10 protein-coding genes and 1 pseudogene are annotated in these 15,917 nt (G+C 69.7%); 8 read left to right on the forward strand and 3 right to left on the reverse strand.

The genetic code is table 11. The annotated features are described in order from the left end of the window. Positions 1-101: 101 nt before the first annotated feature. The 7 genes from ASE68_RS03370 (at position 102) to ASE68_RS03400 (ending at position 10,561) form a co-directional block, all read left to right on the forward strand. Positions 102-2,642: an immunoglobulin-like domain-containing protein gene (locus tag ASE68_RS03370; protein ID WP_055855165.1), complete on the forward strand. Its 2,541-nt coding sequence runs from the start codon at positions 102-104 to the stop codon at positions 2,640-2,642. Positions 2,643-2,836: 194 nt separating this feature from the next. Next, the gene (locus tag ASE68_RS03375; protein ID WP_055860601.1) at positions 2,837-3,865 is read left to right on the forward strand and encodes a LacI family DNA-binding transcriptional regulator; all 1,029 of its coding nucleotides are present in this window, start codon (positions 2,837-2,839) and stop codon (positions 3,863-3,865) included. Further along, positions 3,862-5,406: a sugar ABC transporter ATP-binding protein gene (locus ASE68_RS03380; protein WP_055855167.1), complete on the forward strand. Its 1,545-nt coding sequence runs from the start codon at positions 3,862-3,864 to the stop codon at positions 5,404-5,406. Before ASE68_RS03375 ends, ASE68_RS03380 begins: the two co-directional genes overlap by 4 nt. Before the next feature lie 253 nt (positions 5,407-5,659). Beyond that, the gene (locus ASE68_RS03385; RefSeq protein WP_055855170.1) at positions 5,660-6,655 is read left to right on the forward strand and encodes an ABC transporter substrate-binding protein; all 996 of its coding nucleotides are present in this window, start codon (positions 5,660-5,662) and stop codon (positions 6,653-6,655) included. Positions 6,656-6,786: 131 nt separating this feature from the next. Then, positions 6,787-8,418, forward strand: a complete 1,632-nt coding sequence (locus ASE68_RS03390) for a sugar ABC transporter ATP-binding protein (protein ID WP_055855173.1) — start codon at positions 6,787-6,789, stop codon at positions 8,416-8,418. Continuing rightward, entirely contained in the window at positions 8,415-9,509 is a 1,095-nt protein-coding gene (locus ASE68_RS03395; RefSeq protein WP_055855174.1) for an ABC transporter permease, read from the forward strand. Before ASE68_RS03390 ends, ASE68_RS03395 begins: the two co-directional genes overlap by 4 nt. Then, positions 9,506-10,561: an ABC transporter permease gene (locus ASE68_RS03400; protein WP_082461946.1), complete on the forward strand. Its 1,056-nt coding sequence runs from the start codon at positions 9,506-9,508 to the stop codon at positions 10,559-10,561. The genes ASE68_RS03395 and ASE68_RS03400 overlap by 4 nt, the downstream gene beginning before the upstream one ends. 95 nt (positions 10,562-10,656) lie before the next feature. Here the strand turns inward: ASE68_RS03400 and ASE68_RS03405 are convergent, their stop codons facing one another. Next, positions 10,657-12,414 carry an L-aspartate oxidase gene (locus tag ASE68_RS03405; protein ID WP_055855177.1) on the reverse strand — a complete coding sequence of 586 codons (1,758 nt, stop codon included), beginning with the start codon at positions 12,412-12,414 and terminating at the stop codon, positions 10,657-10,659. Positions 12,415-12,506: 92 nt separating this feature from the next. Between ASE68_RS03405 and ASE68_RS03410 the strand changes: the two genes are divergently transcribed. Beyond that, positions 12,507-13,430 carry a LysR family transcriptional regulator gene (locus tag ASE68_RS03410; RefSeq protein ID WP_055855179.1) on the forward strand — a complete coding sequence of 308 codons (924 nt, stop codon included), beginning with the start codon at positions 12,507-12,509 and terminating at the stop codon, positions 13,428-13,430. A gap of 66 nt (positions 13,431-13,496) precedes the next feature. Here ASE68_RS03410 and ASE68_RS03415 read toward each other — a convergent pair. Continuing rightward, a pseudogene (locus ASE68_RS03415) lies at positions 13,497-14,388 on the reverse strand (CoA ester lyase). Beyond that, positions 14,378-15,865, reverse strand: a complete 1,488-nt coding sequence (locus ASE68_RS03420; protein ID WP_082461948.1) for a cation:dicarboxylate symporter family transporter — start codon at positions 15,863-15,865, stop codon at positions 14,378-14,380. Before ASE68_RS03420 ends, ASE68_RS03415 begins: the two are co-directional and overlap by 11 nt. Positions 15,866-15,917: the final 52 nt, after the last annotated feature.

Here is a 15,917-nt window from a genome sequence, read left to right on the forward strand (position 1 = left end):
TGGAGGTTCTCATGGTTCGAGAAGGAACGCCGCGTCTGCGGCGAACAGGCCGATGGATCGCGGGCGCGACGAGCGCGCTGCTGGCGGCCGGAAGCCTGGCGATGATCGGTCCCGTCGCGTTGGCGGCCGAGCCGGCGTCGCTGCTGGCGTCCTACGACTTCTCGGAGGCGTCGGGCACGGTCGCCCACGACCGCTCGGGCGGCGGGCGCGATGCGACCGTCGTGGGCGGCGAGGCCTGGCGCGACGGGTTCATGCGCTTCACCGGGTCGAACCACGTGAAGCTGCCAGACGGACTCCTCGCGGGTCGGTCGGCGGCGACGATCGTGATCGAGACGAGCCCGACGGCGCTGAGCGGTGCGAAGTTCCTCTGGAACATCGGCGGCTCGGGCGAGGGCGCCACCGGCCAGTTCTTCATCCAGCCGATCGCCCCTCGCGTGGCGATCACGAAGACCAACTGGTCGGGCGAGCAGACCGTCACGTCGGCGACGAAGCTCGCCGCGGGGCGGTGGCAGTCGGTCGCGGCCACGATTGCGAAGAACGCGGACGGCACGACGTCGACGCTGCGGCTCTTCATCGACGGCGTGCAGGTCGCCGAGAAGGCGAACTCGACCGTGAACCTGAGCGACCTCACGACGCACACCATGAACTTCATCGGCAAGAGCGCGTACGCGGCCGATTCGCTCTACCAGGGGGATGTCTCGTCGTTCCGCGTCTACACCGAGGCGCTCTCGACGGCTGAGCTCGGCGCGATCGCCGCCACGGATGCCGAGGCGGCCGCGAGCGAGACGATCGCCGCGCTCGACTTGGCGGCGGCGAACACGCAGGACCTCACGAAGGTCGAGACCGACCTGGTGCTCCCAACGGCCGGCGGAGTGACGTGGTCGTCGTCGCCGGCCGGCATCGTGGCCGCCGACGGCGGGGTCACGCAGCCGGCGTCCGACACCGAAGTCACCCTCACCGCGACGTCGACGGTGCGCGGGCAGACCGCGACGCGGTCCTTCGTCGTGACCGTGCTGCGTGCACCGTCTCCGAGCGAGGCCGCACAGCGCGACCTCGACGCGATCGCCCTGCCCTACGCCGACGACGTCCGTTCCGACATCACGCTGCCGACGATCGGCTCGCGGTACGACTCCGCGCTGACCTGGAGTTCGTCGGCGCCCGCGATCGTCGACGTCGACGGGACCTCCACGGTCGCGCCGGGCGTCGTGACGCGCCCCGCGAACGGCGACGCCCGCGTCGTGCTGACCGTCACGGCCACGAAGGACGGCGTCACGGCCACCCGCGACATCCCGCTCACCGTGCGCAAGGCGGTCGAGCTCGCCGAGACCACCGATTACCTGTTCGCGCACTTCACCGGCACCGAGGGCAGCGCGAACGACGAGCAGATCTACTTCGCGACGAGCCGCGACGCGGTCGCCTTCACCGACACCCGCGCCAACGGCAACCCGGTGCTCTCGCTCGCCAAGGGCCAGGGCGACGGCGGCGTGCGCGACCCGTTCGTGGTTCGCTCGCCCGAGGGCGACCGGTTCTACCTGATCGCGACCGACCTCAGCATCTACTACCGCGGCGGCTGGGGATCGGCGCAGGCGACCGAGACCGGCTCGAAGAACCTCGTGGTCTGGGAGTCGACCGACCTCGTGAACTGGACCGAACCCCGCCTCACCGACGTCGCGAGCGGCATCCCGAACGCCGGTATGGCCTGGGCGCCCGAGGCGATCTGGGACGACGTGACGCAGCAGTACTACGTGTACTGGGCGACCCGCGCCGACGGCAACACCGAACTCGGCGACAGCGTCGACGTGTACCTGTCGACCACGCGCGACTTCCGCACCTTCTCGACGCCCGTGAAGTGGATCGACCGCCAGGGCTCGATCATCGACACGACCGTGATCAAGGTCGGCGACTGGTTCTACCGCGCCTCCGGTGACGGCCAGATCACGATCGAACGGTCGAAGAAGCTCGACGCCGTGACCACCTCGGCCACCGCGAAGACGACGGGCACCGACCAGGAGTGGGTGCTCGTCGGCACGCTGCAGTCGATCCTGAGCGGCAGCGGAACGTGCGCCGGCGGCAACAACTACACCGGCGCCTGCCTCGAGGGTCCCGAGTTCTTCGCGTACAACGACGACGACCGCGGGGCCGCCCAGCAGCTCTACGGACTGCTCGCCGATCAGTACGGCGCGGGCAAGGGGTACCTGCCGTTCCGCACGACCGACCTCAACTCGACGTCGGCCTCGGCGTGGTCGAAGGCGACCAACGTGAACCTCGGCACGCTCAAGAAGCGCCACGGCGGCATCATGCCGATCACCGCGCAGGAGTACCGGCGCGTGATGTTCCACTACGCGGGCGTCGGCACGAACCCCGATCTCGCCGTCGAGACCACGGCCACGTCCAAGTGCGTCGCGGGCAAGGCGACCCTGGTCGCGTCGGTGCGGAACGCCGACAGCAGGGCGGCGGATGTCACGGTCGAGACGGCGTACGGCACGAAGACCTTCGCCGGGGTGCCGGCGGGCAAGACGGTCTCGCAGGCCTTCGCGAGCCGGCTCGCATCGATGCCGGGCGGATACGTCGGGGTCGCCGCGACGGCGACGGGCGCGAGCTCCGCGGGCGGCGCGTCGTACGAGGCGCGGACGTGCGGTTGACGCGCGCGGGCGGATGATCGAGGGCGGCGTGCTCGCGCGGATCGTCGCGCGGGCACGCCGTCCACATCGTCACGTGCTCACGGGCCCTGAACGAATAGGCTGTTCCCCGTCGACCGGTCGTCGAGCGGTCGAGATCGGCGATTCGGCATCGGGGCACCTGGGCGGCGACGATTCTGCGAGACAGGAGACCGGTGGTGAGTGACGTCGAGAGCGGGGAACGCCCCGAGAAGCTCGGCATCCGCGAGGTCGCCGTGCTCGCCGGCGTGTCCCACATGACCGTGTCGCGCGTGCTCAACGGGCACCCGAACATCCGCCCGGCCACGCGCCAGCGGGTGCTCGACGTCATCCAGCAGCTCGACTTCAAGCCGAACAGCGCCGCACGGGCGCTCGCCACCCAGCGAACCCAGCGCATCGGCGTCATCGTCGACAGCTCCGTGGAGTTCGGGCCGACGAGCACCCTGCGCGGGCTCGAGTTCGCGGCCCGGTCGAGCGGCTACTCCGTGGCCTCGGTCGCGATGCAGGACGACGCGAACCTCACTCCAGAAGGAGCGGTCGGCCACCTCATCGCCGAGGGCGTCGACGCCCTCTGCATCGTCGCCCCCCGCTCGTCGTCGGTGTCGGCGCTTCGCCGCATCTCGATCGACGTGCCGGTGCTCGTGGTCAAGGCCGCGAAGGACCCGAACTTCCTCACGGTCAGCGTCGACCAGCAGCTCGGCACCACGCTCGCCGTCGATCACCTCGTCGCACTCGGGCACCGCGACATCCTGCACCTCGCCGGCCCCCTCGACTGGCTCGACGCCCGAGGCCGCGAGCGGGCGTTCCACGCGCGCATCGAGCAGTGGGGGCTCAGGGCCCGACCGATCGTCGTCGGCGACTGGACCGCCGACTTCGGCTACGACTACGCCGTCGGGCTCGACGGCGTGCCCGAGTACACGGCGATGTTCGTCGCGAACGACGAGATGGCGTTCGGCGTCGTGCACGGCTTCCACGACCGCGGCATCCGGGTGCCCGAAGACGTCAGCATCATCGGGTTCGACGACCTGCCGCTCTCCCGCCACTTCATCCCGCCGCTGACCACCGTCACCCAGGACTTCCACGCGCTCGGCGTCAAGGCCATGGAGGTCCTGCGCGCGGCACTCGAGGGGCGCGAGATCCCGCAGCGCTCGAAGATCCCCAGCGAGCTCGTCGTGCGATCGTCGACCGCGCCCCCGAGGGCGTCATGAACGCGACGGATGCCTCGACGCCCCCCGTCGTCGAGATGACGGGCATCACCGTCGACATCGACGGCACGACCGTGCTGCACGAGGTCGACCTGCGCCTATACGCGGGCGAGGTGCACGCGCTCATGGGCGGCAACGGCGCCGGCAAGTCGTCGCTGGTCAAGGCGCTGAGCGGTGCGTACCGCATCGACGCGGGCGAGGTGCGCGTCGGCGGCGAGACCGTCGTGCTCTCTGGCCCTGCCGAGGCCGAGGCCGCGGGCATCGCCGCGGCCTTCCAGGACGTCGACCTCTGCGGCAACCTCTCGATCGCCGAGAACGTGATGATCGGCCACGAGGAGCGGCGCTGGTACGGCATCTCGTGGGCGGCCACGCGACGGCGGGCCACGGCCGTGCTCGAGGAGCTCGGCCTCGGCGACCTCGACCCCAGGCAGGCCGTGTCGACCCTGCCGCCCGCCCTCCAGCAGCTCGTCGCGATCGCACGGGCGATGGTGACCCACCCCAAGGTGCTGGTGCTCGACGAGCCGACCTCGAGCCTCGACGCCGACGAGGTCGCGACACTGTTCCGCGCCCTCCGGCGGCTGCGCGAGCAGGGTGTCGCGATCCTCTTCGTCTCGCACTTCCTCGAGCAGGTGTACGCGATCAGCGACCGCATCACCGTGCTGCGCGACGGTCACGGGCAGGGCGAGTACCCGACCCGCGAGCTCGATCGCGCGGTGCTCATCTCCAAGATGATCGGCAAGGACCTCATCGAGCTGCGCCGCATCGGATCCGACCGTCGCGCGCACCGGGCCGACCCCAAGGGCACCCCCGTCTTCCGGGCGATCGGCGTCGGCCGGCGTGGCGAGTTCGAGGCCACCGACTTCGAACTGCACCGCGGCGAGGTCGTCGGCCTCGGCGGCCTGCGGGGCTCGGGGAGGAGCGAGTTCGGGCAGCTGCTCACCGGCGTCGTGCGCAGCGACTCCGGCACGTTCCAGATCGACGGCCGGTCGGTCGGGCTGCCGAACCCCGCGACGGCCCTGCGTCGCCGCATCGCGTTCGCGAGCGAGGACCGTCGCGACGGCGGCATCATCGAAGAGCTGAGCGTGCGCGAGAACATCATCCTCGCGCTGCAGGCGATCCGCGGTTGGGCGAGGCCGATCTCCCACGCCGAGCGCGACGCGCTCGTCGAGCGGTACGTGGAGTCGTTCGGCATCGTCGCGCCCGGACTCGACGCACCCGCTCGCCAGCTCTCGGGCGGAAACCAGCAGAAGGTGCTGCTCGCGAGGTGGCTCGCGACGCGTCCGCACGTGCTCGTGCTCGACGAGCCCACCCGCGGCATCGACATCGCGGCCAAGGTCGAGATCCAGGCCCGCGTCGCCGAGATGGCCCGCGACGGCATGGCGGTGGTCTTCATCTCCTCCGAGCTCGACGAGGTCGTCCGGTTGAGCGACCGCATCGCGATCTTCAAGGACCGTCGCAAGATCGGCGAGGTGAGCAACGGACCGGGGCTCAGCGTCGACACGATCATCGAGATGATCGCGGCCGACGACGAGGACGACGCCTAGGCGCGAACCGGGGCGAGTGCCGCGCGATCGGCCGGCGATCGCGACGAATGGGGCCTCGTCGACCCCTCTAAATCCCGGGGTCGCGCGGCCTGTTTCCGGAATGTTATGTTTCCGGGAACAAATCGCTTGTGCGCCCGAGTTTGTTCCCGGTAACATCACGGTGTGGGACGCGCCAAGCGTCGCCGCAATCACTCGGATTCCGCTCAGCGGAAAACACCGGCGCATTGGTGCCGGGTCTCAAGGAGGAGATCACATGTCAGTTCAGAGGCGATTCACGAAAATCCTCGGCCTGGCGGCCGTCGGTGCGCTGAGCATCGGCCTCGCCGCATGCTCGAGCGGCGGCGACAGCGGTTCGGACGCCGGCGCCGACGAGCTCACCACGGTCGGCTTCGTGGCGGTCGGCCCCGAGGGCGCATGGCGCGAGGCCAACGAGACGAACGTCCAGGACACCTTCACGAAGGAAGCCGGGTTCGACCTCAAGTACGCGCCCGCGACCAACCTCGACCAGAAGTCGCAGATCGACGCGTTCACGTCGTTCGTCGACGAGGGCGTCGACGTGATCCTGCTGTCGGCGACCGAGGCATCCGGTTGGGAGGACTCGCTCGCACGTGCACAGGAGGCGGAGATCCCCGTGATCCTCCTCGACCGCGGCATCGAGCCCGACGACACGAGCCTGTACGTGACCCGCATCGCGCCCGACAACGTCGAGGTCGCGAAGGAGGTCGGCGCCTGGGCTGTCGACCAGTTCCCCGACGGCGGCAACTACATCACGCTCGAGGGCCCCGCCGGTGTCGGCGTGGTGAACGAGCGCAACGAGGGCTGGAACGAGTCGGTCGACGGCTCGAAGCTCGTGCAGGTCGCCGCGCAGACCGCGAACTGGTCGGCCGAAGAGGGCAAGAGCGTCACCGAGACGCTCCTCAAGGCCAACGGCAACGACATCCAGCTGATCTTCGCGCAGAACGACGAGATGGGCCTCGGCGCAGCCCAGGCCGTCGAAGAGGCCGGCCTCGAGCCGGGCGTCGACGTCAAGATCGCCACGATCGACGGCACGAAGGCCGCCATGCAGGCGCTCGCCGACGGCCAGCTCAGCTACGTGCACGAGTACAACCCGCTCTTCGGTGAGACCGCGCTCGACGTCGTGAACAAGACGCTCGAGGGCGAGTCGGTCGAGTCCTACATCATCGTGCCGAGCGAGGCATTCGATTCGGCCGAGGCGGCTCAGGCCGTGCTCGCCGACCGCAAGTACTGATCCGCTGACCACGCCGCGCATCGCGGCGTGCAGCGCACGCGGTGCGGGGTCTGCTGCTTCAAGCGACCCCGCACCGCTCCATTTGAAAGGCCGGCCGCGCTCATGCGGCCGAAGCACAGGATGCGAATGCCATGAGTGAATCACTGCCCATCGTGGAGATGCGCGACATCTCCATCGAGTTCCCAGGCGTCAAGGCGCTGGACGGCGTGGACTTCCGCCTCTTCCAGGGCGAGGTCCACGCGCTGATGGGCGAGAACGGCGCCGGCAAGTCGACGCTGATCAAGGCCCTCACCGGGGTCTACAAGATCGATAGCGGGTCGATCGTCGTCGCGGGTCAGGAACGGCAGTTCCACGGCACCCGCGACGCGCAGAGCGCCGGGGTCTCGACCGTGTACCAGGAGGTGAACCTGGTCACGAACCTCACGATCGGCGAGAACGTCATGCTCGGCCACGAGATCCGAGGCGGCTTCGGCGTCAACTGGCGCGCGACGCACGCCGCAGCGACCGAAGCGCTCGCCACGCTCGGGCTCGAGCACCTCGACACCCACAGGCCGCTCTCGACGCTGTCGATCGCGATGCAGCAACTCGTCGCGATCAGTCGGGCCATGGCGGTCAAGGCGAAGGTGCTCATCCTCGACGAGCCGACCTCGAGCCTCGACGCGGCCGAGGTCGAGGGCCTGTTCCGGGTCATGCGGACGCTCCGCGACCAGGGCGTCGCGATCCTGTTCGTCTCGCACTTCCTCGACCAGGTGTACGCCATCAGCGACCGGCTGACGATCCTGCGCAACGGCAAGTACGAGGGCGAGTACCTCACCCGCGAGCTCGACCGCCACGCCCTGATCTCGAAGATGATCGGCAAGGATCTCGGCACGCTCTCCTCGCTCGGCGGCAATCGTCGCGTCGAGCAGCGCGATTACGACGCCGAGGAGCCGCTGCTGGCCGCGAAGGGCCTGAGCCGGCACGGCTCGATCGAGCCCACAGACCTCGAGATCCATCGTGGCGAGGTGGTCGGTTTCGCGGGCCTCCTCGGGTCGGGGCGCACCGAGCTCGCACGACTTCTCTACGGCGCCGATCGCGCCGACGAGGGCGAGGTCGAGCTGCACGGCAAGCGTGTCGACCTCAAGACCCCCGCCGACGGCCTCGGCAAGCGGATCGCGTTCTCGACCGAGAACCGCCGCGACGAGGGCATCATCGGCGACCTCACCGTGCGCGAGAACATGATCCTCGCGGTGCAGGCCGAGCGCGGCTGGGCCCGGCCCATCCCGCGCAAGGAGCAGGACGAGCTGGTCGAGAAGTACATCGTCGCGCTGAACGTGCGCCCTTCCGATCCGAACCGGCTCATCAAGAACCTCTCGGGCGGCAACCAGCAGAAAGTCCTGCTCGGCCGGTGGCTCGCGACGAAGCCCGAGCTCCTGATCCTCGACGAGCCGACGCGCGGCATCGACGTCGGCGCGAAGGCCGAGATCCAGGAGGCGGTGGCCGAACTCGCCGAAGACGGCGTCTCGGTCGTCTTCATCTCGTCCGAGCTCGAGGAGGTCGTGCGCCTGAGCGAGCGCATCGTCGTGCTCAAGGATCACCAGAAGATCGGCGAGATCGTGAACGGACCCGCCATCACCGCTCAGCACGTCGTCGACGTCATCGCCGCGCACGGTGTCGAGGCGGCGGCCGAGAGTGGCATCATCGATGCCGAGGCGGGTTCGCACCCGACCGCGGCACCGCAGGGGAACGCGCACGCGTCCGCTGCGCCGGAGGAGGAATCATGAGCACCGCTGCTCGATCGAACTGGCTGCGCGAGCTCATCCGCAAGCCGTACTTCTGGGGTGTGGTCGCGATCTTCGCCCTCCTCGCCCTCAACGTCCTCAAGGACCCGAACTACCTCACGCTGTCGGTGAACCCCGTCAACGGCAACCTCGTCGGCAACCTCGTCGACATCCTGCGCGCCTCGGCTCCGATCATGATGATCGCCGTCGGGCTGTCGCTCGTCATCGCCACCGGGGGCATCGACCTCTCGGTCGGCTCGGTGATGGCGGTCTCGGGTGCGGTCGCGATGGTGTTCATGAAGGATGCCGGACAGTCGGGCTCGCTCGGCGTCGCCCTCGGCGCCATCGGGCTCGCGCTCCTCGTGAGCGCCGTGCTCGGCGCGATCAACGGTGTGCTGGTCGCCTACATCGGGCTCCAGCCGTTCATCAGCACGCTCATCATGATGCTCGCGGGCCGCGGCATCGCGAAGGTGATCACCGAGGGGCAGAACACCTCAGCCACGAACGATCCGTTCCGGTGGATCGCGAACGGCTTCGTGATCGGCCTGCCCGTGGTGTTCCTCCTCGCGATCGTGATCGTGATCATCGTCGGCCTCGTCGTGCGTCGCAGCGCTCTCGGCCTCATGATCGAGGCGATCGGCATCAACCCGAAGGCGAGCCGCATGGCGGGCATCAAGCCCAGCGGCCTGCTGCTCACCGTGTACATCCTGAGCGCGGTGCTCGCGGGCATCGCCGGCATCATGTCGGTCGGCACCGTGATGACGGTGGACGTCTCGCGCACCGGCTACCAGATGGAGCTCGACGCCATCCTCGCCGTCGTCATCGGCGGCACCTCGCTCGCCGGCGGCAAGTTCTCGATCGGCGGCGCCGTGGTCGGCGCCCTGCTCATCGCGACGCTCGACAAGACCATCGTGTTCCTCGGCATCTCCTCGTCCGCGACGCCCGCGTTCAAGGCGATCGTGATCGTCGTGCTCTGCCTGCTGCAGTCCGAGCGGGTGCGCAGCTGGTTCGGCCAGCGGCGCAAGCCTCCGCAGCCGAAGTCCGACTCGACCCCCGTTGCGCCGAAGCAGCAGAAGCAGGAGGTGACGGCATGACCACCGTGCAGACCCCCCGCGTCGACGCACCCGTCGAGGCATCCGCATTCTCGAAGATCGTCGCCCGCGTGAAGCGCGTCGTGTCGTCGAACCCGTCGGTGCTTCCGACCGTGGCGGCCATCGTCATCTTCGTCGGCATGGTGATCTACGGCGAGGTGGCCTACGGCCGCATCGTGCAGTACAACACGCTGTCGAACCTGTTCATCAACAACGCGCACCTGATCATCCTCGCGGTGGGCATGACGTTCGTGATCCTCACGGGCGGCATCGACCTGTCGGTGGGCTCGGTCATCGCGCTCTCGAGCGTCGCCGGCGTGATGCTCGCGAACGCCGGGTGGAATCCGTGGCTCGTGATCGTGCTGATGGTCCTCATCGGCACGGTCATCGGCCTCGCCAGCGGCATCCTGATCCAGTACTTCAACGTGCAGCCGTTCATCGCGACGCTCGCCATGATGTTCCTGGGCCGCGGTCTCGCCGCGCTCCTGAGCACCCGGCCCGAGCGCCTCGACGACGAGTCGCCGATCCTCTGGCTCGGCGAGCAGTTCAAGCTGATCGACGGCGAGAAGGTCAACGACGTGGTCGTCACGCCCGGCGTGATCATCGCCCTGCTGGTCGTGCTCATCGCCTTCTTCGTGCTGCACCGCACCCGCACGGGTCGCACGGTGTACGCGATCGGCGGCTCCGAGAGCTCGTCGGCCCTCATGGGGCTCGCGGTGCCGCGCACGAAGATCCTCGTGTACGTGATCAGTGGAACGCTCTCGGGCATCGCCGCCGTCGTCTACACGTCACGCCTCGGCATCGCGCAGAACATCACCGGCATCGGGTGGGAGCTCGACGCGATCGCGGCGACCGTCATCGGCGGCACCCTGCTCACGGGCGGGTACGGCTACGTGCTCGGCTCCGTCGTCGGCGCCCTCGTGCTCGGCCTGATGAACGTGCTGATCACCCGCGACGGCGGCATCCCGCCCGAGATGACGACGATCATCACCGGCGGCATCCTGCTGGTCTTCGTGCTCCTGCAGCGCGCGGTCACGTCGAAGCGGCATACGTAACCGCCCCAGGGCGTGCACGAACGAAGGGCGGATGCCACGCGGCATCCGCCCTTCGTCGTGCTCGGGTACGCCCGTGGCAGGTCTGCCGGGCCGGGCTACTCGACGAGCTTGCCCGCGAGCGAGACCTCCTCGCGCATGAGGGAGGCGATCTCGGCGGGGATGGGCGGGATCGACTCGCGGGTGACCCCGGTCGAGGGCGACCACACGAGGTTGACCTGCAGCGCGGCATCCGTCTCGGGGTGGTCGCTGCGGTTGTGGCAGCCGCGGGTCTCGCGCCGTTCGAGTGCGGCCTCGAGCGTGGCGCGTGCCGCGAGGGCCGCCGACTTGAGGTCGAACGCGTGGGCGAGGTCCTGGTAGCCGGCGATGTCGGGGTGCACGCCGATGTCGGCCATGCGGGCCTCGATCGCGTCGAGTTCGGCCAGCCCGGCGAGCAGGCCCTGCTCGTCGCGCACGACGCCGGCGTGCTCGGTCATCGTGTTGCGGATGGCGCGCTGCAGGGCGCGCACGTTCTCGGTGCCATCGGATGCGAGCAGCGCGGCGATCTCGTCGCGGGCGGCCTGCACGGCGGCGGCCGAGCGCTGCTGGCCGGTGAGCCCGCGCGAGTAGTCGATCGCGGCCTGGCCGACGATGCGTCCGAACACGAGCAGCTCGATGAGGGAGTTGCCGCCGAGGCGGTTGGCGCCGTGCAGCCCGGAGGAGGCCTCGCCGATCGCGTAGAGCCCCGGGACGTCGGTGCCGTGATCGTCGGGCCGAACCCACACGCCGCCCATCGAGTAGTGCGCGGTGGGCGCGATCTCGATCGGCTCCTTCGTGATGTCGAGCATCTGCAGCTCGAGCATCGTCTGGTAGACGCGGGGGAGTCGCTGCATGATCGTCTCGCGGGGCAGGTGCGAGACATCCAGCCAGACACCGCCATTGGGGGTGCCACGCCCCTCCTTGATCTCGGTGTAGCAGGCGAGGGCCACGCGGTCGCGGGTCGAGAGCTCGAGGCGCTCGGGGTCGTACCTGTGCATGAAGCGCTCGCCGAGGCCGTTGGTGAGGATGCCGCCCTCGCCGCGCGCGGCTTCGGAGATGAGGGTGCCGGCCGCGTTCTCGGGCTCGATGATCCCCGACGGGTGGAACTGCACGAGCTCGGGGTCGCGCACGCGCCCGCCGGCCTCGACGGCGAGCCGCCACGAGTCGCCCGTGTTCTCATCGCGACGCGACGAGGTGCGCCGCCAGATGCGGTTGTGGCCACCCGCGGCGAGGATCACGGCGTCGGCGTGGATGAGGTACCGCGTGCCGTCTTCGACATCGAAGCCGTACGCCCCGAAGACCGCGCCGTCGTCGTTCACGAGGATGCGCGTGACGTAGACCGTGTCGAGGATCGGCAGGTTCAACTGCGCGGCGCGGTTGATGAGCGTGCGCTGGATCTCGAGCCCGGTGTAGTCGCCCGCGAACGCGGTGCGGCGGTAGGTGTGCGCGCCGAAGAAGCGCTGCGAGATGCGGCCGTCGTCTTCGCGGGCGAACGGCATGCCGTAGCGCTCGAGGTCGTCGATGCCGCGGGCCGCACCCTCGGTGACCGTGACGACGGTGCGCGGGTCGGCGAGCAGGTAGCTCTCCTTGAGGGTGTCGGCGGCGTGCTGCTGCCAGCTGTCGTCGGCGTCCATCGTGGCGAGGGCGGCGTTGATGCCGCCGGCCGCGAGCGAGGTGTGGGCGTCGGACTTGGGGCGCTTGCCGAGCGCGAGCACGTCGACGCCCGCCTCGGCGAGCTCGATGGCGGCGCGCAGCCCGGATCCGCCGGTGCCGATGACGAGGACGGTGGTGGAGATCTGCCGCTCTGCATGGCGGTCGGTGGGGGTCGTGGTGCTCATGCCGTCAACGCTAGGCAGCGGCATCCGATTCCTCCAATGCATATAAGTCGTTGGCATGATGCAGAGAAGCTATCGAAGCGTAGGCTGTCGACATGAACCTGGAGCAGCTGCGCAGCTTCATCGAGGTCGCGCGCTTCGGCAACTTCACCAGGGCGGCAGAGGAGCTCTACCTCGCCCAACCCTCGCTGAGCCGCCAGATCGCCGCGCTCGAGCACGACCTCGGCGCCGAGCTGTTCCACCGCGCGCGGGGCGGCAGCACGCTGACCGTCGCGGGGGAGTCGTTGCTGCCGCTCGCCAGGCGCATGCTCGCCGACGCGGAGTCGGTGCGCCGCGAACTGGCCGAGCTCGCCGGACTCGAGCGCGGCCGGGTGCGGCTCGGCGCCACCCCGACCCTCTGCATCAGCCTCGTCGCCGAGGTGCTGAGCGCGTTCCATGCGGCGCATCCGGGCATCGAGCTGCACCTGTCGGAGCACGGCTCGCGTCACCTGCTCGACCAGCTCGGCAGCGGCGAACTCGACCTCGCGTTGATCACGACGTCGGACGCCTCGTCGGCCGAGCGCTTCACGGTGACCCCGTTGCTCGTCGAGGAGCTCGTGGTCGTCTCGTCGGCCGGTGCCGCCCCGGTCACCGAGCGCGACGCCATCACGCTCGACGAGGTCGCAGGCCTGCCGCAGATCGTCTTCAGCTCGAGCTACGACCTGCGTGCTGCGACGGATGCCGCGTTCCTGGCCGCCGACCTGACGCCGCGCGTCGTGCTCGAGGGCGCCGAGATGGACGCGGTGCTGCGATTCGTCGAGCGCGGACTCGGCGTCGCGATCGTGCCGGCGATGGTGCTCATCGACCGGCCCGGACTGCGAGCGGTGCGGCTCGCGGGGCACGCCCTCGAACGCACGATCAGCGTCGCCTGGCCGGCGGATGTCGCGCCGACCGCAGCGGTCGAGGTCATGCGCCGCACCATCACCGCCGGTGCCACCGCCTTCGCGGCCCGGGCGGGTGCGACGATGCGGCTGGCCTGAGCCGGCCCGGCGGCGTCGGAGGCCCGGTGGCCCGGTGGCCCGAGCCCGCCGAGGCGGCCGCCGACGTCAGGCCGAGTAGGCGAACGCGGCCGCATCCGCCGTGATCGCGCGCGCACGGGCGAGCCGCGGGAGGTCGCTGCCGTCGCGGATCACGCCGCCGCGCGCCTCGAACTCGGCGATCACGCCGGCGGCCCAGGCCATGTCGTCGCTCGACGGGCTCAGTGCCCCGTTCACCGAGGCGACCTGCTCACCGTGCAGGCAGAGGCGACCCGTCATGCCGAGCGACCCGGCATGCGCAGACTGGTCGCGCACGAGGTCGGGCTCGGTGCTGAGCGACGGCCCGTCGATCGGGCCGGGGAGCCCAGCGGCCCGGCTCGCGACGACGAGGCGGGAGCGCGGGTAGGCGAGTGCGGATCTCGCTCGCACCCATGCCCGTGTCGCGTCGGAAGTCGCCGACCCCGAACGCCAGGCGGAACGTCGACGGATGCCGCGCGATCGCCGAGGCGTCCTCGAGCCCGACCGCGCTCTCGATGAGCGCGACGATCGGGGTGCCGGGCCGCAGGCGATCGGCGGTCGCCGCGACCTGGGCGACGGATTCGGCCTTGGCCAGCATCACGCCCTCCAGTCCGTGCGCCCCCGCCAGGGCATCGAGGTCTGCGCTCCAGTGCGTCGTCGTCGCGTCGTTGATCCGAACCCAGGCGCGGCCGCCGCCCGAGAGCCAGCCGACCACGGCGTCGCGGGCCGCGGCCTTCGCCCCGACGGCCACGGCATCTTCGACGTCGAGCACGATCGCATCGGCTCCGGATGCCGCGGCATCCGCGAACCCCTCGGGCTTCGAACCCGAGACGAGCAGCCATGACCTGGCGATGGCCGGCGCCACGGTGTTCGCGACGGTGTCGACGGGGACTGCCGTGTTCGTGGCCCGCCGCTCAACGCCGGGGAGCGTGTCAGTGAACACGAGCGGACTCCTTCTCGAGGGCGGGTGCGGCGGGCAGGGCAGGTGCGGAGGCGCGGTCGGTCGGCCCGTTGACGATGCTCGCCACGGCGCCCGTCGAGATGTGCTCACCGTCGGCATCGGCCGACCGACGGGCCTCGTAGGCCTGCTCGTCGGCGCCGAGGTGGTCGTCGGCGCTCATGGTCGCCTCGTCGAAGGGCCGGCGTCCGGAGAGCACGTCCTCGACCTGCACGGTGTCGATCTGCTTGGTCCAGGTGCCGATGAGCACGGTGGCCACCGCGTTGCCGGTGAAGTTCGTGAGGGCGCGGGCCTCGCTCATGAAGCGGTCGATGCCCACGATGAGCCCGACGCCGTTGACGAGGTCGGGTCGGTGCGCCTGCAGGCCGCCGGCGAGCGTCGCGAGGCCGGCGCCGGTGACCCCGGCAGCACCCTTCGAGGCGATCATCATGAACAGCAGCAGCGAGATCTGCTCGGGGAGGCTGAGCGGGGTGCCGAGCGCGCTCGCGATGAACAGCGACGTCATCGTGAGGTAGATGGCGGTGCCGTCGAGGTTGAACGAGTACCCGGTGGGAACCGTGATGCCGACGACCGGCTTCGAGACGCCGAGGTGCTCCATCTTGGCGATGAGGCGGGGCAGCGCGACCTCGCTCGACGAGGTCGAGACGATGAGCAGGTACTCGCGGCCGAGGTACTTCATCATGCGGAAGATGTTGACGCCGGTGACGACCTTCAGCAGCAGTCCGAGCACGACGACGATGAACAGGATGCAGGTCACGTAGAACGCGACCATGAGCGTGCCGAGGGCCACGAGCGCAGCGACGCCGGTCGCGCCGACGACGGCGGCGATCGCGCCGAAGGCGCCGATGGGCGCGAGCCACATGATCATGGCGAGGATGCGGAACACGAGCACCTGCAGGTGGCGGATCGCCTCGAGGATCGGCACGCCCTTCGGCCCCATCTTCTGCAGCGCGAAGCCCACGAGCAGGGCCACGAACAGGGCCTGCAGGATGCTGCCGCTGGTGAGCGCCGAGAAGAACGAGGTCGGGATGATGCCGAGGATGAACTCCGTCGACGATTCGGCCTTGAGGTCCGACGTGTCGTACGTCGTCGACGAGATGTCGAGGCCGGCGCCCGGGTGGATGATGCTGCCCACGAGCAGGCCGATCGCGAGCGCGAAGGTCGACATGATCACGAAGTAGCCGAGGGCGAGTCCGCCGACCTTGCCGACCGTCGCGGCCTTGGCCACCGAACCGACGCCGAGCACGATCGTGCAGAAGATGATGGGGGCGATCATCATCTTGATGAGGGCGATGAAGGCGTCGCCGATGGGCTTGAGGCCGACGGCGAAGTCGGGGAACGCCAGCCCGACGCCGATGCCCGCGGCCACCGCCACGATCACGGCGATGTAGAGGTAGTGCGAGCGATCGAGTCGTCGCGCCTTCCGGTTCTTCGGTGCGGACACCGCATGCGTCGTTGCCATTGGTCTTCCTCGTCCTCATGGGGGCCGCTTCGATGCGGCCGGCCTGCGATCA

It is taken from the genome of Agromyces sp. Leaf222, assembly GCF_001421565.1.
Classification (GTDB): Bacteria; Actinomycetota; Actinomycetes; order Actinomycetales; family Microbacteriaceae; genus Agromyces.